17 protein-coding genes are annotated in these 17,630 nt (G+C 61.9%); 7 read left to right on the plus strand and 10 right to left on the minus strand.

The genetic code is table 11. The features are described 5' to 3' along the window. The first annotated feature begins 46 nt into the window (after positions 1–46). The 3 genes from PK789_RS00240 to rarD all read left to right on the plus strand — a co-directional run bounded on the left by PK789_RS00240 (position 47) and on the right by rarD (position 4,137). Positions 47–2,230, plus strand: coding sequence for a carboxy terminal-processing peptidase (locus tag PK789_RS00240; protein ID WP_324306056.1), 2,184 nt, complete (start codon positions 47–49; stop codon positions 2,228–2,230). A gap of 75 nt (positions 2,231–2,305) precedes the next feature. Continuing rightward, a complete protein-coding gene (gene yedA, locus PK789_RS00245; protein WP_324306059.1) occupies positions 2,306–3,214 on the plus strand; it encodes a drug/metabolite exporter YedA in 909 nt (302 codons plus the stop codon). Next, positions 3,211–4,137, plus strand: coding sequence for an EamA family transporter RarD (rarD, locus tag PK789_RS00250; protein ID WP_324306061.1), 927 nt, complete (start codon positions 3,211–3,213; stop codon positions 4,135–4,137). Before yedA ends, rarD begins: the two co-directional genes overlap by 4 nt. A gap of 9 nt (positions 4,138–4,146) precedes the next feature. Here rarD and PK789_RS00255 read toward each other — a convergent pair whose 3' ends face one another. The 4 genes from PK789_RS00255 to PK789_RS00270 all read right to left on the minus strand — a co-directional run bounded on the left by PK789_RS00255 (position 4,147) and on the right by PK789_RS00270 (position 8,699). Next, complete coding sequence (locus PK789_RS00255) at positions 4,147–5,454, minus strand: ABC transporter permease (protein ID WP_324306063.1); 1,308 nt, start codon at positions 5,452–5,454, stop codon at positions 4,147–4,149. Between the two features lie 13 nt (positions 5,455–5,467). Next, positions 5,468–6,625 carry an ABC transporter permease gene (locus tag PK789_RS00260; RefSeq protein WP_324306065.1) on the minus strand — a complete coding sequence of 386 codons (1,158 nt, stop codon included), beginning with the start codon at positions 6,623–6,625 and terminating at the stop codon, positions 5,468–5,470. Positions 6,626–6,674: 49 nt separating this feature from the next. Next, positions 6,675–7,367 (minus strand): ABC transporter ATP-binding protein, encoded by a 693-nt coding sequence (locus tag PK789_RS00265; RefSeq protein ID WP_324306067.1) that lies wholly within the window; start codon positions 7,365–7,367, stop codon positions 6,675–6,677. Between the two features lie 69 nt (positions 7,368–7,436). Beyond that, a complete protein-coding gene (locus PK789_RS00270; protein WP_324306068.1) occupies positions 7,437–8,699 on the minus strand; it encodes an efflux RND transporter periplasmic adaptor subunit in 1,263 nt (420 codons plus the stop codon). A 188-nt stretch (positions 8,700–8,887) separates the two neighbouring features. Here PK789_RS00270 and PK789_RS00275 point away from each other — a divergent pair, with 188 nt between their 5' ends. Genes PK789_RS00275 through PK789_RS00290 form a run of 4 tightly spaced genes read left to right on the plus strand, consistent with a single transcriptional unit; the run spans position 8,888 to position 12,408 of the window. Beyond that, positions 8,888–9,811 carry an ABC transporter ATP-binding protein gene (locus tag PK789_RS00275; RefSeq protein ID WP_324306070.1) on the plus strand — a complete coding sequence of 308 codons (924 nt, stop codon included), beginning with the start codon at positions 8,888–8,890 and terminating at the stop codon, positions 9,809–9,811. After that, positions 9,811–10,575, plus strand: coding sequence for an ABC transporter permease (locus PK789_RS00280; RefSeq protein WP_324306072.1), 765 nt, complete (start codon positions 9,811–9,813; stop codon positions 10,573–10,575). Before PK789_RS00275 ends, PK789_RS00280 begins: the two co-directional genes overlap by 1 nt. 22 nt (positions 10,576–10,597) lie before the next feature. Next, complete coding sequence (locus tag PK789_RS00285) at positions 10,598–11,809, plus strand: sensor histidine kinase (protein ID WP_324306074.1); 1,212 nt, start codon at positions 10,598–10,600, stop codon at positions 11,807–11,809. After that, complete coding sequence (locus PK789_RS00290; RefSeq protein WP_324306076.1) at positions 11,806–12,408, plus strand: response regulator transcription factor; 603 nt, start codon at positions 11,806–11,808, stop codon at positions 12,406–12,408. Before PK789_RS00285 ends, PK789_RS00290 begins: the two co-directional genes overlap by 4 nt. 6 nt (positions 12,409–12,414) lie before the next feature. Here the strand turns inward: PK789_RS00290 and PK789_RS00295 are convergent, their stop codons facing one another. The 6 genes from PK789_RS00295 to PK789_RS00320 all read right to left on the minus strand — a co-directional run bounded on the left by PK789_RS00295 (position 12,415) and on the right by PK789_RS00320 (position 17,194). Further along, complete coding sequence (locus PK789_RS00295) at positions 12,415–13,788, minus strand: leucyl aminopeptidase family protein (RefSeq protein ID WP_324306078.1); 1,374 nt, start codon at positions 13,786–13,788, stop codon at positions 12,415–12,417. Continuing rightward, positions 13,785–14,498, minus strand: a complete 714-nt coding sequence (locus PK789_RS00300) for an HAD family hydrolase (protein WP_503011847.1) — start codon at positions 14,496–14,498, stop codon at positions 13,785–13,787. The genes PK789_RS00295 and PK789_RS00300 overlap by 4 nt, the downstream gene beginning before the upstream one ends. Positions 14,499–14,502: 4 nt before the next feature. Next, the gene (locus PK789_RS00305; protein WP_324306082.1) at positions 14,503–14,871 is read right to left on the minus strand and encodes a hypothetical protein; all 369 of its coding nucleotides are present in this window, start codon (positions 14,869–14,871) and stop codon (positions 14,503–14,505) included. Next, on the minus strand, positions 14,868–15,326 hold the full coding sequence (locus PK789_RS00310; RefSeq protein ID WP_324306084.1) for a phage holin family protein: 459 nt from the start codon (positions 15,324–15,326) through the stop codon (positions 14,868–14,870). The genes PK789_RS00305 and PK789_RS00310 overlap by 4 nt, the downstream gene beginning before the upstream one ends. Positions 15,327–15,335: 9 nt before the next feature. Next, the gene (locus PK789_RS00315; RefSeq protein ID WP_324306086.1) at positions 15,336–15,692 is read right to left on the minus strand and encodes a hypothetical protein; all 357 of its coding nucleotides are present in this window, start codon (positions 15,690–15,692) and stop codon (positions 15,336–15,338) included. 74 nt (positions 15,693–15,766) lie between these two features. Then, positions 15,767–17,194 (minus strand): Do family serine endopeptidase, encoded by a 1,428-nt coding sequence (locus PK789_RS00320; RefSeq protein WP_324306088.1) that lies wholly within the window; start codon positions 17,192–17,194, stop codon positions 15,767–15,769. Positions 17,195–17,630: the final 436 nt, after the last annotated feature.

Here is a 17,630-nt window from a genome sequence, read left to right on the forward strand (position 1 = left end):
CCATTCTGCCTGTCACCCTGATGCGGCCCCACGCCGTGGAATTTCGATGAAGCATACCCGCCCCTTGCTTGCCCTCTCCCTTGGTTTGGCCCTGACCGCGCCGTTGGCGTTGTTGGCTGCCAGTGGCGATATCGCCCTGCCCGCAGGTCCGACCAAAGACCAGTCCACCACCGCACGCATGGTGTTCGGGCTGCTGTCCGATAGCCGCTATGCGTACCGCCCGCGCGCACTGGACGATGCGCTATCGCGGGAAATTCTGACCGAATATTTGAAGACGCTGGACCCGGGCAAGGTGTTTTTGACCGCACAAGACGTGGCCGGTTTCGACAAATACGCCACCACGTTGGATGACGCGATCAAAACCGGGCAGGTGGATCCGGCGTGGGCGATTTTTGCGCTGTATCGGCAACGGGTGGATGAACGCATTAGCTATGCGCGCAAATTGCTCAAGGGCGATTTTGATTTCAGCAAGGACGAGCGCTATTCCTACGACCGGAAAGATGCGCCGTGGGCCGATAGCGCAGCGATCGAGGCGCTGTGGCGGCAGTCGGTGAAAAACGATTGGCTGCGCCTGCGTTTGGCAGGCAAACCGGCCGACGAGATCCGTAAGACGCTGGACAAGCGTTACGCCAATTTGTTGACCAGCGTGCAGCAGTTGAAGGGCGATGAAGTGTTTCAGAGCTTCATGAATGCCTACACCGGCAGTATTGATCCGCATACCGACTACATGAATCCGCGCAGCGCGGAAAACTTCAACATGCAGATGTCCAATTCGTTGGAGGGCATCGGTGCGGTGTTGTTCCGCCAGGACGATGTGGTGGTGGTGCGCGAAATGGTGCCGGGTGGCCCGGCGGCACGCAGCGGCAGGCTCAAGCCTGGCGATCGCGTGGTGGGCGTTGGGCAGGGTGTCTCTGGCGAGATGAAAGATGTGATCGGCTGGCGCATCGACGATGTGGTGCAGTTGATCCGTGGTGCTGCCAATACCCAAGTGCGGCTGGACGTGGTGCCGGCAGAAGCACCGCTGGACAGCAAGCCGCAACTGGTCACCATCACCCGCGCCAAAGTGCGTTTGGAAGATGCGCGTGCCAAGGCCGAAACGATTGTGGTGCCAACCGCCGGAAACCAGCCGGCGCGGCGGATCGGGGTGATCAAACTGCCCGGCTTCTATCAGGATTTTGAAGCCCGCCGGCGTGGTGACAAAACCTATGCCTCGGCCACCCGCGACGTGGCCAAGATGCTGGCCGATTTCCGCGCGCAAAAAGTGGATGGCGTGGTCTTGGATTTGCGCGGCAATGGCGGCGGCTCACTCAGTGAAGCGGTGGAGCTGACCGGCTTGTTTATCGATAAGGGCCCGGTGGTGCAGGTGCGCGAATCCGGCGGCAAGGTCAGCGTGCAATACGACCAAGACGCGGGCGTGGCATGGGATGGGCCGCTAGCGGTGTTGGTCAATCGCGGCTCGGCGTCGGCTTCGGAAATTGTGGCCGGTGCCATCAAGGATTACGGGCGCGGCTTGATCATCGGTGAAACCACCTTCGGCAAAGGCACCGTGCAAACCATGGTGGACCTGGATCGTTGGCCAGCCAATGAAAAACCGCGTTTTGGCGAAGTCAAACTGACCGTGGCGCAATTTTTCCGCCCGGATGGCAGCAGCACCCAGAACAAGGGTGTAGAGCCCGACGTGGCATTCCCGGCCAGCGTGGATGCCAGCGAGTTTGGCGAAAGCACCTATCCCAATGCACTGCCGTGGACCCGCATTGCGGCGGCAGCGCATGTGCGCTACGGCAACTTCACCCCGTTGCTTCCGCAATTGGATGCCTTGCACGCGGCGCGCGCAGCCAAGGATGTGGAATACCAATGGTGGGTTGAAGATGTGCGCAAGTACCGCGAGGAAACGGCGAAAAAATCCATTTCCTTGAACGAAGCCGAACGCCGCGCCGAGCGTGACAAATTTGATGCGCAAAGCAAGCAGCGTGCGGAACTGCGCAAGCAACTGGGCATCAACCAAGACCCGCTGTTGGCGGCCCGCACCGATGATGGTTTGACCGCCGATGAGCGCAATGTGGCCGATTCCGTGGCCCGCGAAGAAGCCGCCAAAAAGCAGACCGACCCGCTACTGCGTGAATCGGCCGCGATCTTGGGCGACACCATCGGCCTGCTGGGTAAGGATGCAAAGCTGGCCGCACAGGTGCTACCGGCCACACATAACGCGGCGGGGCATTGGGCCGATTAAGGCGCGTCGCATCCCCATTTTCATGTCATAAACACGGGCACCTTCGGGTGCCCGCGCTGTCTGCAAGGTTTGCCCATGTCTACCGCATCGTCGTCGCTTTCTTCCACCGCTACCGCCAGTGTGCCGCTGGCACTGGCGGCGGTGTATGTCATTTGGGGTTCAACCTATCTGGCGATTCGCTTCGCGTTGGAAGGTGGCTTTCCGCCCTTCCTGTTGGGCGGTGTGCGCTTTGTGATCGCCGGTGGGTTGATGTACGCCTTCCTGCGCTGGCGTGGGGTGGCGGCACCTAGCGGTGCGCAGTGGCGCAATTTGGCGGTGATGGGGGCGTTGCTGTTGTTGATGGGAAACGGCCTGGTCAATTACGGTGAAAAAACCGTGTCATCGGGGATGACCGCAGTCATCGTGTCGTCATCGGCGCTGTGGATGGGAGTGTTTGCGGCGCTGCGCGGGCAGCGGCCCAGCCTGCTGGAATGGGCAGGCTTGGTGATTGGATTTTTGGGCGTGCTATGGCTGAGTGCGGGCGGCAGTTTGGCCGGCACGCCGCTGGGTTTGGCCGCCTTGTTACTGGCATCCATCGCGTGGTCGTTTGGTTCGATCTGGAGCAAGGGTCGCGATTTGCCATCCCCCTTCATGACCGCCGCTGGGCAAATGGTGTGTGGCGGCATCGCGATGTGCATCGTGGGTGCAGCACTGGGTGAGCGCTTTCACGGACTGCCCACGGCGCATGCCATCGGTGCGTTCTGGTATTTGGTGGTGCTGGGTTCGTGGACGGGGTTTTCGGCCTACGTCTGGCTGCTGCACCACGTGCGCCCGGCGCTGGCCACCAGTTATGCCTACGTCAACCCGGCGATTGCGGTGCTGCTGGGTGCGTGGCTGGCGCATGAGCACTTCGGCCTGCGGGAATTGGTGGCGATGGGCGTCATTTTGTTTGGTGTGGTGCTGATCACCTTGGCCAAGGCACGGCAGCCGAAGGCGGCGGCATGAGTACCAGTACCGGTGCACTGGATCGGCGCGGGGTGTGGATTGCGGTTGCCGCCTACGTGGCCTGGGGGTTGATGCCGCTGTACTGGCATTTGCTGAAGGTGGTGCCGTCGATGCAGATCATGGCGCACCGGGTGGTCTGGAGTGCGCTGCTGGTCTGCGGTTGGCTGGGCATCAAATACGGGCATGGTTGGCTGCGCGAAACCCTGTCGCGCCCGCGCGCCACCGCGTTGCTGGCATTCAGTGGCGTGCTGATCGCGTTCAACTGGGGCTTGTACATCTGGGCGGTGAATGCGGGCCACGTGGTGGAATCCGCGCTGGGCTATTTCATCAACCCATTGTTCAGCGTGATGCTGGGGGTGCTGGTGTTGCACGAGCGCCTCAACCGCGTGCAGTGGCTGTCGGTGGCCATTGCCGCCATCGGCGTGCTGTGGTTGACGTTGAATTACGGCGGCTTTCCGTGGATTGCGCTGGCGCTGGCGGCATCGTTTGGCCTCTATGGCCTGGTGCGCAAATTGCTGGGGGCACCACCGGTGCGTGGGCTGGGCGTGGAAAACCTATTTCTGCTGCTGCCGGCACTGCTCTATCTGGGCTACATGGAAAGCGCGGGGCAGGGTCATTTGCTCACGCATGGCGATGCTGCTTCGTGGGGGCCGCGCGTGCTTGGCCTGTTGGTGTTTGGCGGCGTGCTGACTGCGCTACCGCTGATCGGGTTTGCAGCGGCGGTGCAGCGCATCCCGTATTCGCTGGTGGGCTTGCTGCAATACATCTCGCCCACGCTGCAATTGCTGGTGGGCGTGCTGGTGCTGGGTGAGCCGTTTGGGCGTGAGCGCGCCATCGGGTTTGCCTTCATCTGGGCGGCGTTGGCGCTGTATGCCGGCGATGGCCTGCTACGTGCGCGACGCAGCAGGCTTGCTATCGCTTGATACACGCGCTCACGCCGCGCGCAGCGCCTCGGTCACCGGCAGCCGCGCGGCACGCAGCGCCGGGAACAAGCCACCCACCAGGCCAATACCAAGTGCCCATTTCAAGCCACTCCACGCAAGCTCCGGGGTGACTTTGAACTGAAACACCACTTGGCTGAAGTTGTTGCCCAAGGTGCTGACGGTATAGCCGTTGAACAGCAGCCACGCGATGGCACCGCCGGCAAGCCCGCCTAGCAGGGCCAGCAGCATGGTTTCCAACATCACCGCGGTGACCACCGGCAGGCCACGAAAGCCAATCGCACGCAGGGTGGCGATTTCACGCGCGCGCCCGGCCACGGCGGCGTACATGCTGTTGAGTGCGCCAAACACCGCGCCAATCGCCATAATCGCGCCAATCACCGTGCCCAAGATTTTGATCAGCTTGGTCAGAGCCTCGGACTGCTTGCTGTAGTAATCGTGGGTGGTGGCGATATCCAGTTTCAGGCGCGGGTCGGCGGCCAGTGCGGCCTTGAGTTGCTTGAAGCCGCGCTTGCCGTCCAGCTTCACTGTCATCGACTGATACGCCTGCCGCTGATATGCCGGGCCCAGCACATCGGCATCGGTCCACAGTTCGGAATCATGCGAATCGTTGGCCGCAAACACACCAACAATCGTCCATTGCTGATTGGCCAATTTGAGTTGCTTGCCCACCGCGATATCACGAAATTGTCGCTGTGCGCCTTTGCCCACCACGATTTCGCGTAGGCCGGGGGTAAATTTACGGCCCTGCACGATCTTCAACTGCGGGCGCAGCGCCCAAGCTTCCGGGCCCACCCCACGGAACTGCACATTGACATCGCTGCCATCATTCTTGCTGGCCAGATTGACCACCTGTGATAACTCAGGCGAGGTAATCGGCTTGCCGTCTTTGGCATGCGCGATACCGGGCAGTGCGCCGATTAGCGGGGCTTGGTCGCGGGTAATCACCGAATTGGTTTCGGCTTGTGAGCCGGCGCGCAGCAAGATTGCGGTGTCATCGCTGCCGGTTTGATTGAGCGTGGCCTTGAAGCCTTCGCCCATCGCCAGCATCGCCACCAACACCCCCACCACACCGGCAATGCCCACCACGATCACCAGCGATGCACCCCAGCGCTGCGGCAAACTGGCAATCCCAATTTTGGTGGCCTCGCGGGCCAGCCGCCCGCTGCGGGTGACAACCATCCACAGTGCAATGGCAGCACATAGCGCCAACACAAGCTGCCATGGCAACACGATCCACGCGGCCAGTGCGGCCAACAGCAGTACCAGGCTGAGCAGGCTAGAGAAGAAGCGTTTCATCTGATGTGTCTCCTTAGCGACCGGCCAATGCATCGACGATATTCAAGCGCATCCCGCGCAGCGCCGGCAGCAGGCCGACCACCGCACCGATCGCCAGCATCAACAGCAACCCTAAACCCCAGGTTTGCGGCAGCATGCCCGGCAGCTGGATCAAACCACCACTGGCGGCGCTAACCACCGGCACCAGCACCGAGGCAATCACCAGCCCAATCACGCCACCCAACACCACCAGTAGCACCGATTCGCCCAATACCAGCCACAGCACGCTGCGGTTGGAAAAGCCAATGGTTTTGAGCACCGCCAATTCGGGGATGCGCTCGCGCACCGCCTGCGCCATGGTGTTGCCGGTCAACAGCAGCAGGGTGAAGAACACCGCGCCCATGATCGCGGTCACAATTAGGCCGATATCGGCAAATTGTTTGGCGAAGGCTTGGTTGAACGCGGCCTCACTTTGGGTCTTGGTTTCGTGATCGGAGTTTTCGCTGAGCTTGTCGATGGCGTGGGCAATCTTGTCGGCCGATGCGCTCTTGTCCGGCTGCACGATGAACCAGCCCACGCGGCCTTTCACATAGTCGTTGGCTTCATTGAAATACTTCCAATGAAAAAACAGCACGCGCTCTTGCGCTTTCTGTTTGGGGTCATCGACGCTGTAGATGCCGCGCAAGGTGAACTGCCAATCGTTGCTGCCCTTGGTCGGAAAGATGGTGGCTTGCAGCGGAATGGTGTCGCCCACCTTCCAGCCAAATTGCTTGGCCAGTGATGCGCCGACGATCGCGCCACGTTGATCCTCCAACCATGCCTTTTTTTGCGATGCCGGCAGCTTGAATTCCGGATACAGATCCAGATAGTCGGGGCTGACACTGAAGTTGGCGAAAAAGTTTTTGGGGTCGCGGTAGATGCCGCCAAACCATGCTGCGAAGGCAGCTTTTTTCACCCCCGGCACCGCGCGGATTTGTTCGGTCAGGCTGTACGGCAGCATCTGCGTGATCGACAGTCGCGACATCGTGACCATGCGGTTGGCACCGGCCACATCACCGCCAGAATTGAACGCCACCCGCACCGAGTCCAGCATCCCAAACAACAAGAATGCAGCGGTGACCGACAGCAAGGTCAGCAAGGTGCGGGTTTTGCTGCGAAACAGCGCCGCCCAGATCAGATGAAAATATTTCATGGAACCTCCAGCTTTTCCTTCTCCACTCGGAAGAAGGGCTTACGCGGCGTTACGCCGCACGCACGACGTGTTCCACCAACACACCCTTGTCCAAATGCAAGGTGTGGCTGGCGTATTCGGCGGCCTTGGGGTCATGGGTGACCATGACGATGGTTTTGCCGTGTTCGCGGTTGAGCGTTTGCAGCAGGCCCAAAATTTCTTCCGCCGATTGCCGGTCCAAGTCGCCTGTAGGCTCATCGCAAATCAATAGCGTGGGGTCCGACACAATCGCACGGGCAATCGCCACACGTTGTTGTTGGCCGCCGGACAATTCATTGGGGCGGTGCTTGCCGCGATCACCCAAGCCCACCAACTGCAAGGCGATGGCGGCATTTTGTTTGCGCTGCGCGGCCGACAAGTTGGTCAGCAACAACGGCAGTTCCACATTCTTTTGCGCGGTCAGCGTGGGCATCAAGTTGTAGAACTGAAACACAAAGCCCACATGGTTGCTGCGCCAATGCGATAGCTGCCCGGACTTCATGGTGTCGATGCGTGCGCCGGCGATGTCGATCTCGCCGGAACTGGGCGAATCCAGACCGCCGATCAAATTGAGCAAGGTGGTTTTGCCCGAACCCGACGGCCCCATCAATGCGGCGAAGTCGCCCTCGGCAATGTCAAGGTCGATGCCACGCAGCACGTCCACCTTCTCGGGGCCGCGCTGGTAGGTCTTGTGCAAGTTGCGAATACTGACGAGGGTGGACATGTTGGCTCCTGGGGTGTCTGTTCGTGCTTGCCGCCTTCGCGGGGATGACGGTACGTGTTCAGTGTTGCCTTAGTCGTTGTTCGTGCCGGAAGACGCTTCCTCACGCACCATCTTCACGCGCGCGCCATCGGTCAGTTGTTCGGGCACATCGGTCACCACCACATCACCACCGGCAAGGCCGCTGAGCACTTCACGGTCATCGCCCAGACTGCGACCCAACTGCACCGCGCGCTGGCTGACCTTGTCGCCAACCAGCACAAACACCACGTCCTTGTCATTGCGCGACGCAATCGCGGAGGTCGGCACCAGCACGCCCGCAGCCACCTTGGTTTGCGCAGGGGGTGTGGCGTCTAAAAAGCCCACGCGTGCACCCATTTCCGGCACGATGCGGGCATCACCTTTGGCATCCAGCGCCACCCGCACTTTCACCGTGGCCTTGCCACGATCGGCGGCCGGGATAATCGCGATCACATGGCCGGGGATCTTCCAGTCTTGATACGCATTGAGCTGAGTTTCGGTGCGCATCCCGGCTTTGACCCGGCCGATGAACGACTCACCCACTTCGACTTCTGCTTCCAGCGAGTTCATGTCCACAATCGTGCCGATGCCGGTGCGGGTAAAGCCGCCGCCAGCCGATAACGGCGACACGATTTCACCGGCCTGCGCTGCCTTCGCAATCACCACGCCGGCAAACGGCGCACGCACGATGGTGTTGTCCACGCCGTTGTCGGCAATCTGCAACGCATCGCGTGCCACTTGCGCGTTGCGCTGCGCCGACGTCAGCTGCGCGCGCAGGCTATCGCGGGTGGCCACGGCTTGGTCGTACTGCGCACGCGATACCAGTTTTTGCGTCACCAAGGTGGTCAAGCGCGCGGTGTTGGCTTCGGCTTCTTTCAACTGCGCTTGCGCACCACTGATCTGGCTTTGCGCAGCCGCCAGTTGCGCGGCGGACAATGTGCGTTGTGCCGCGGCATCCACCGGATCCAAGTGCGCCAGTATCTGGCCGGCTTCAACCCGTTGGCCTTCTTCGATCAATACATCGCGCACCTTGCCGGTGACCTTGGACGACACCGTCGCCATACGTCTTGCCACCACATAGCCGGTGGCATCCAACACCGAGGCCGTATGATTGCTGCCGCCGCCAATCGCAGTGGCCTCGGCGGTGTGGACGGCGATGCCAGCGTTGCGACCAAGCGCAAACCACGCGCCGCCGCCCAACAGCGCCACACCCGCTACCGCCAGCCCAATCCACAGCGGCGTGCGTGAGGGCGGTGGTGGCGCGGCATTGCGATTGATCTTCAGCGAGTTGAGAAGGTCAGCGTTGCTGGTCATCGGCAGGCTTATCGTGGGGGGATGATGCAGATTGTGCACGCATCCATGCGGCGGAATGGCGGCCAGAGTAGGGGCAAGCGCTGCCACTGTCCGCTGACAACTGTCATGTGATTGCCGTGACGGCGGGGAATATCACCACCGGGTGACAATCGCGAAGATGGCCGCCATTCCCCGAGGAGAGCCGCACGATGATGGTGTTGGATACAGTGCTGGCGCGTTTGCGTGGTGTCCGCAAGACCTATGGCACGTTGCGCGCACTGGATGGTATTGATCTGGCATTGCGCAGCGGCGAAGTGTTGGCGTTGCTGGGCCCCAATGGCGCCGGCAAGACCACCGCGATCAGCCTGCTGTTGGGCTTGGCACGCGCTGATGCCGGCACGGTGGAATTGTTTGGCCGCGACCCACAGGACATCGCCGCGCGCCGGCAGATCGGGGTGATGTTGCAGGATGCGCAACTACCGCCAACGCTACGTGTAGGCGAGTTGCTACGGCTCACCGCCAGTTACTATCCCAACCCGCGCAGCGTGACTGAGAGCGCCGAGCTAGCCGGTGTCGCCGATTTGTTGATGCGCCCCTACGGCAAGTTGTCGGGTGGCCAGCAGCGGCGCGTGCAATTTGCATTGGCCTTGTGCGGGCGGCCGGCCTTGTTGTTCCTCGACGAGCCCACCGTGGGCATGGATATCGAGGCACGCCAAAAACTGTGGGCCGCGATTCGGCATTTGATTGCCGAAGGCAATGCGGTGGTGTTGACCACGCACTATCTGGAAGAAGCCGAAGCCTTGGCCGACCGCGTTTGCGTGATGGCGAAAGGCCGGGTGATCAGCGAGGGCAGCGTGGATGCACTGCGCGCGCGCATTGCATTGAAGCGCGTGTGGTGTTCGACCCAGCTATCGCTGGCGGAACTCGCCACCTGGCCGGACGTGGCCGAGGCGCGCAGCGATGGCGACCGCGTGTGCCTATCCACCGAACACGTCGAAGCCTTGGTGCGCCGGCTGCTTGCCGAAGACATGACCTTGTCCTCCTTGGAAGTGCGCGCCGCCGGCTTGGCCGAAGCCTTCACCGAACTCACCCGCGAGCCATCGCCTTCACCTGCATTGGCGGAGGCCGCCTGATGAATACCGACACCTTGGTCATGCCGCGCGGTCGCGTGTTTGGCGCGTATGTGGAAGAAGCGCGCAGCGAAATTCTGCGCTACCTGCGCAACCCCGGCTTTCTGTTGCCAATCATCCTGTTCCCCAATGTGTTCTACGTGATGTTTGGCGTCCTACTCAATCACAGCAACGACGAAGCGGCACGCTACATGCTGGCCAGCTACAGCAGCTTCGGGGTGATGGCGCCGGGTTTATTTGGGTTTGGGGTGTCGCTGGCATTGGAGCGCGACAGTGGCCTGTTGACCTTGAAGCGCGCCCTGCCAATGCCGCCGGGTGCGTACTTGTTGGGCAAGATGCTGATGGCGGTGTGCGTGGCAACGGTGGTGGGCGCGTTGTTGCTGGTGCTGGCCTTGGGTGTGGCGCATGCACCCCTGGGGGCAGCGCAGGTGTTGCAATTGCTGTGCGTGGATGCCCTGGGCGTGTTGCCGTTTTGCGCGCTGGGGTTGCTGGTGGGCACGTTGTTGAAAGGCCAAGGCGCGCCCGGCCTGCTCAACATGATTTATCTGCCGATGGCGTTTTTATCGGGGTTGTGGTTCCCCTTGCAGATGATGCCAAAGCTGCTGCAACAACTGGCACCAATCTGGCCCAGCTATCACCTCAACGTGCTTGCGCAACACGCAGTAGGCTTCAACGTCGGCGCAATCTGGCCGCATGTGCTGGTGCTGCTCGGCTTCACGATCGGATTCCTACTGCTGGCCGCACGCCGCCTGCGCCGCTACGGTTGAGCGAATGACTTAGGATGCACGGATGACACTGCCTGCATGGTTGCGACGCCACTTCACCCCGGCACCGGATTCGACAGTTGCCGCAGAAATTCGTCGTGGCAAATCGCCATGGACCGACGGTGTGCATCTGCTGTGGTCGCTGTGGGTGTTCTTGACCCCATTGATGGGCGATGGCCACTACACCGTGTTGTGGCTCTGCCTGACGCTGCTGTCGTATCCCCTCTTTCTGTGGCTGTATGCAAAGGCCTTGCTGGCACCGCGCAAAATTGCCTGGCGCTATGCCATCGGCATGGCGCTGTTGAGTTTACTGTTGCTACGCTGGTATCCCTCGGGACTTAGTTATTTCGTGTTTGGTTGCGTGATGTTGCGGATCTCAGCGCAGCGGCTTGCGCTGGGTAAATACATCCTGCAATTGCTGGCGATGAATCTGGTGTACGTGGGTGTGGCAACGTGGCTGGGTTATCCCAGAGAGTTGTGGCTGTGGGTGCCGGCAATGACCTTGGTGATTGGCATCATCGTCAATGTTGAACATATCAGCCAAGAAAAAGACGCGGCCTTGGCGTTGTCACAGGAAGAGGTTCGCAAATTGGCCGCCACCGCGGAGCGCGAGCGCATTGGCCGTGACCTGCATGATTTGCTGGGGCATACCTTGTCACTGATTACTCTGAAGCTGGAGCTCTCGCGCAAATTGTTTGAACGCGATCCGGCCACATCCAAACGCGAGCTGGAAGAAGCCGAACAAGTCGTGCGCGATGCGCTGGCACAAGTGCGTAGTGCGGTGACGGGGATTCGTGCGACGGACTTGGCTGCCGAGTTGGCATCGGCAAAGTTGCTGTTGGAGTCGGCGCAGGTGCAACTGGATTACGGTGCCTCGCCACCGGGATTGCCGCCCGAAGTTGAGCGTGGGTTGGCGCTGGTACTGCGTGAAGCGGTGACCAATATTTGCCGCCACGCACAGGCCGCGCAGGCGCAGGTGGAGTTCAAACGCGAGGACAAGGCGGTGCAGTTATGCATCAGCGATAACGGCCGTGGTGGCGTGGCCGCCGATGGCAATGGCCTGTCCGGCATGCGTGACCGCGTGCGCGCGCTGGGCGGCAGCCTGAGCGTGGAATCGCCACGCAACGGCGGTACCCGGCTACTGGTACGGGTGCCATTGGTGTGGCGTGAGCCGCTGTTGCCGTTGCGCACCGTGGCCACGCCGGTGCTTGCAGCATCGACACAGGGGCAAGGATGATTCGTATTTTGCTGGCCGAAGACCAAGCCCTACTGCGCGGTGCGCTGGCGGCGTTGTTGGCGCTGGAATCGGATATCGACGTCGTTGGCAGTGCTGCCGACGGCGAGGCGGCGTGGCGTGAATTGCAACGCCTCAAACCCGATGTGCTGGTGACCGATATCGAAATGCCCGGCCTGACCGGGTTGGAATTAGCACAGCGCATCGCCCGCCACGAACTGCCCATCAAGGTGGTGATTGTCACCACCTTCGCCCGCGCCGGATTTTTGCGCCGTGCATTGGATGCCGGTGTGCGCGGTTATTTGCTGAAAGATGCGCCGGCCGAACAACTGGCCGAGGCGATCCGCAATGTGCAACGCGGTGGCCGCGCCATCGACCCGCAATTGGCCATCGATGCCTGGGGCGAAGCCGACCCCTTGAGCGATCGCGAACGCCAAGCGCTGCGGTTGGCCGGTGAAGGCTTGTCGGCTGGCGAAATCGCACAACAACTCAACCTGTCACACGGCACCGTGCGCAATTACCTGTCCGAGGCGATCGGCAAATTGGGTGTGGGCAACCGCATCGAAGCCTATCGCTTGGCGCGGCAGAAAGGTTGGTTGTGATGCAGCTCAAACGCAACGTGCTTGCAGCATTGCGTATGCCGCACGCAGGCCCAGTGCTTCGCCGCCAGCGGGGCGGCCGGGGCGGTCGCTATCGTTCCATGCGTACACATCCAGATGCGCCCAAGGCGTGCCATCGTTGACGAAGCGTTCCAGATACAACGCGGCGGTGACGCTGCCGGCCATGCTGGTATTGCTGGCATTGGCCAAGTCGGCAATGCCGCTGGTCAGGTAGCGCAAATAAGGCCGCCACAACGGCATCCGCCACAACGGGTCACGCACGTGCTGGCCGGCGGTCAGCCAAGCATTGGCCAGCGCGTCGTCATTGGCATACAGCGCTGGCAAATCTGGCCCCAAGGCAATCCGCGCGGCACCAGTGAGGGTGGCGAAATCCAGTAGCAGATCGGGTTGCAATTCACACGCGCGGGTCAGTGCATCGCACAACACCAGCCGACCTTCGGCATCGGTATTGTCGATTTCCACCGTCACTCCTTTGCGGGTGGTGAGGATGTCACCGGGGCGGAATGCATTGGGGCCCACCGCGTTTTCAACGGCAGCAATCAGCAGCGTGATGCGCAGGGGCAATTGCCGCGCCATCAGCAGCTCGGCCAAGGCCAGCGCATGCGCTGCGCCGCCCATGTCTTTTTTCATGTTGCGCATGCCGGCGGCGGCTTTCAGGTCCAGCCCGCCGGTGTCAAAGCACACACCCTTGCCGCATAGCACCACATGCGGGTGACTGGGCTGCCCCCAACTGAGCTCAATCAAGCGCGGTGCGCGATGGCTGGCGCGACCAACCGCGTGGATGGTGGGGTAGTTGTGGGTGAGTAGATCCTCCCCGCTGATGACTTCGATGTGGGCGGCATGCGTGGCTGCAATTGCCCGCGCCACTGCCTCCAATTCGGCTGGGCCCATGTGTTCGGTGGGGGTGTTGACCAAATCGCGCACACGCACACAGGCGGCCAATTGCGCGAAGCTGTCGGCATCAAACGTATCTGCGGCCAAGTGTGGCAGCGCGCGGTTGTGCTGCTTGTAGCGATCAAAGCGATAACAGCCCAAGCCCCAGCCCAATTGCAAGGCCTGGCGTGCGGTCTGTGTGTGCGTGCCGACAAGCTGCCACACACCTGCCGGCAGCGCGCGCGGCGCATGTGCGTAGGCATAAGGATCAAGGGCATCGTCGATGCCAATCACGGCACCGGCAACGTGGCCAGCGGCATCGGCCCAGGTCTGCACGCTGCCGCTGCTGCCATCAAACTGTTGTGCATCCAACCATGCTTGCACGGTGGCGGGTTGCTGCGCGCGCCATGTCGAAAATCCGGATTTGTTCACCACATGCAGCGGCAAGGCATGGGTAGTGTTCGTGGTGAAGCCGTGGGGTAAGGTCATATGTGGTTCTCGAACGTAGCACCGGCGTCCAGCCAATCGGCCAATGCGGTGAGGGTGGTGATATGCAAGTCGGCTGCGGGCACGTCATCCGGCCAAGTGTGGTCGCCGCGGTCGATCCAGCAACTGCGTAAACCCGCCTGCGCGGCACCGCGCACATCCATATGGGGATGATCGCCCACATGCAGCACTTCGGCAGGCGCGCAGTCCAAGCGACGGCAGGCTTCGTGAAAAAACCCGGCATCGGGTTTGGCCGCGCCGTATTCCCGCGCAGCAAGTTGAAAGCGGAACAGATCGGCAATGCCAATAATCGACAAATCGGCATTGCCATTGGTCAGTGCTGCAATCGGGCGCTGCGCCGCAATGCGCTGCAAACCAGCGAGGGCATCGGGATAAAAATCCACACGATTGCGCGCGCAAAAAAATGTGTCGTAAGCCGCATGGGCCAGCTGTGGGTCACCGCCACTTTCTTGTAGGGCGCGCTCGATGCTGAGCCGGCGCAGCAGGCCCAGGTCATGGGCATGTTGCGGGAATTCGGCAAACACGCGGTCGCGCAGGGCGCGCATTTCGGCAACCGGAAACCGCGCGGCGGTGCGCGGGCTGTGTTCGATGAACCAGTCTTGCAGCGCGGTTTCGATGCGGTCACCAATCGGCGCGAACGGCCACAGGGTGTCGTCAAGGTCGAAGGTGATGGCGCGGATAGGCAAATTCACCGGCCTATTGTAGGCCGGCATCCACTTGCCCATGCGGGTGCGCTGCGTCTGGGGTTGCCGCGCTGTCTGCGTCTACGGTGGCGGGTGTCTCTGTGGCTGCGGCGGCGGCGCGCAACTGCGCTTGCGCATCGGCCAGCAGGGTGGACAGCGAGCGCAGCAAGTTCAGCACGCCACCACTGCCGGCAAATTGCAGGGGGCGTGCGCGGCCCACCAAAAATCCCACCGCCAGCCCGGCAAGCACAATGCGTCCGGGCGTCAGCTTGGCACGCCAGCATTGGTGCAGGCGTTGTGTTTGCAGCACGGCATCGCGGCGATGGGCCGCCAGGACGAGCTCGGCATGGGCGACGCGGGCGCGTTGTGCGGCAAGACTCATGCGGCGTCCTTGCGTGCCAGCCACGCATCCAGCCCCAGCGTGGCCCACTGCCGACGGCTGGCGGCAAAGTTGGCGTGTTGGCTGTAGCGCCAGGCCAACAGTGCGGCGAGCGCCGCGCCCAGCAAACTGAGCAAGGCCGCCAGCAACAGGGCCGTTAGCCACGACAGGCCGGCGGCTTGCAAGACGGCGACCAAACACGCCATCAACAACAACCAACTGGAGCCGAGCAATACCAGCGCGATCCCGGCGCACAGCAGCACGCGCAGTGCGGCATGGCTGGCCAGATGCAGGTCGGCGGCCAGCAACGCTGAAAATGCCTTGCCCGTTGCCAGTGCGGACTGCGCCGCCACCCGGGCCTGTTGGCCCAGTGCCTGTGCGGCCTCGGCGGCTGCGGTTGCTTCTGCCGTGTCTGCCGTGTCTGCCGAGGCTGGTGTTGCTTGATCGTCGCCACGCATCGGGGCGGTTTATTTGTCGCTGCGGCCAAGTTTGGAAATGATCCAGCCGGCGGCAAAGGCCACGCCAAACGCGGCCAGTGGGCGCTCGCGGATCAATTCGGCAGCGCTGTCCAACAGGTCGCGGCCTTTGTCCATCAGGGCGTTGACTTGTTCGCCAGCCGCACCGCCCAGATGTTCAGCTGCACCCAAGCCGGCCACTGCGCCGTCGGCCAGTTCGGATTTCACCTGCGCCTTGCCCACACGCAGCTCATCGCCGGCGGCACTGGCCGCGCTTTTGATAGCACCACCTGCTGCGGTGGCGGCTTGCTTCAAATGCGAGCCGGCATCGCCCAGATTGCTCTTGACTGCTTCGGTGTGTTCGCTCATCTGCCGCGCCTCGTTGGGAAGTGGGGGAGTGCCAAGTGTGGCACCGTTTACTGAAGTGTGCTTCGGCGCATTTTTCAGCGCATTTGCAGTTGCCCACTGACATTGCCGCGCAAGATCCGCAGCACCAATTGCTGCGGCGGCTTGGTCAGGCTGGCGCGGAAACCGGTAAGGTCGCTGAACTCGCCGCTGCTGGCGGCCAGCACCACATCGCCGCGTTGCAAGCCGTTTTGTGCCGCGCGACTGCCACGGCTGACATCTTCCACCAAGACCCCAGACAAGCCTTGCCGGCGCAGGGATTCGGGCAGGTCGGCAAAGCTGGCGCCGCTCAGGCGCGCATCCAGCGGCGCACCGGCCAGCGCTTTGGGGGCTTCGCGCAGGTCGCTGCGCAGTTGCAGCGGCTTGCCGTCGCGACGCACCTCCAATGTCACCTTGGCATCGGCGGCTTGCAGGCCTTGGAAGTTGCGCAACGCCTCGGCGTTGTCGATGGCCTGCCCATTGGCGGCCACCACCACATCCCCCACCTTCAAGCCGGCCAGACCAGCCGCAGAACCGGGATACACGCGGGTCACGATGGCACCGCGTGCTTCATTCAAACCCAAGCCTTTGGCCAGCCGGGCATCCACATCCTGTGTATCAATGCCCAAGGTGCCACGCCGCACCACACCGCCGCGCAGCAATTGGTCTTTGATGCGGGTGGCCAAGTTGGCGGGAATCGCAAAGCCCAGCCCAATATTGCCGGCCATCGAGCCGCGTGGGTTGAAGCTGGCGGTATTGATCCCAACCAGTTCGCCGTTGAGGTTGACCAGCGCGCCGCCGGAATTGCCGGGGTTGATGCTGGCATCGGTCTGGATGAAGTTTTGGAAGCCGGCACCGGGCAGGTTGTTGCGGCCAACCGCCGACACGATGCCGGAGGTAACCGTCTGGCCGACGCCAAACGGGTTGCCGATGGCGACGACGAAATCGCCAATTTGCAGCTTGTCGCTATCGGCCACCGGAAGCGCGGCCAAATTTTGCGCGGGGATGCGCATCAGCGCGATGTCGGTGTCGGCATCGTTGCCAACAAATTCCGCCTTCAGCGTGCGCCCATCGGCCAGCGTGACCTGCACTTCGTCGGCATCCTCCACCACATGGTTATTGGTCAGCACCAGGCCGCGCTGCGCATCGATGATCACGCCTGAGCCCAGCGACTGCGCGATGCGTTCTTCAGGGATGCCAAACATGCGGCGGAAAATGGGGTCATCACCAAATGGCGTATTCACCCGCACCCGCTGTTTGGTATTCACGCTGACGATGGTCGGCAGCACTTTTTTCAACATCGGTGCCAGTGAGGGCATCGGTGTGTTGGCCACCGCCATCGGCAAGGTGCCGCCAACTGGTGCGGGCGACGCGGCCGGGGCGGCGCTGGCGGGGTGTTCCAGCAGCAAATTCAACGATGTGGCAGCAAAGCCGCCAAATGCGGCGGCAGCGGTCAGGGCGAGCAAGGTTTTGGTGGCGGTTTTCATCGAGCGATTGCGTGCAAACGTAAGGGTGTCAGGACAAGTATTGCCGAGTCTTGCTGCCAATCACGCAATCGCGGCTGAAGCTAGGGCAAATGGGCTGATTGATTGCGCAGCGCAGCAAGGGTTTCGCATTCAGATTCACGGAGGGTGCATTGCTGTTGTCGTGAAACCCGCGTCACTGGCCGATGTCAGCCTGAGGGGCAAAATTGCAAGGCGCGCGCGATAAATTTTGACGTTGACTTGGGCCCGGCCAGTGGTAATGTTCTCGGCTGGCATCCCCACTACATCTAGTGGTTGCTCTTTCGGGAATGCCCATTTCTTGTGGCTGCGGGGGCGTTGCAAGGGGTGGTGATGGGGCTGTTGGCGCTGATGATTACGGCGAGCAACAACGGGATTGATGCGCCAGCGCGTGACCGTGATGAGAGGTTGTGCGATGCGG

The sequence above is a fragment of the Thermomonas sp. genome, assembly GCF_035369645.1.
In the GTDB taxonomy this organism is placed as follows: domain Bacteria; phylum Pseudomonadota; class Gammaproteobacteria; order Xanthomonadales; family Xanthomonadaceae; genus Thermomonas.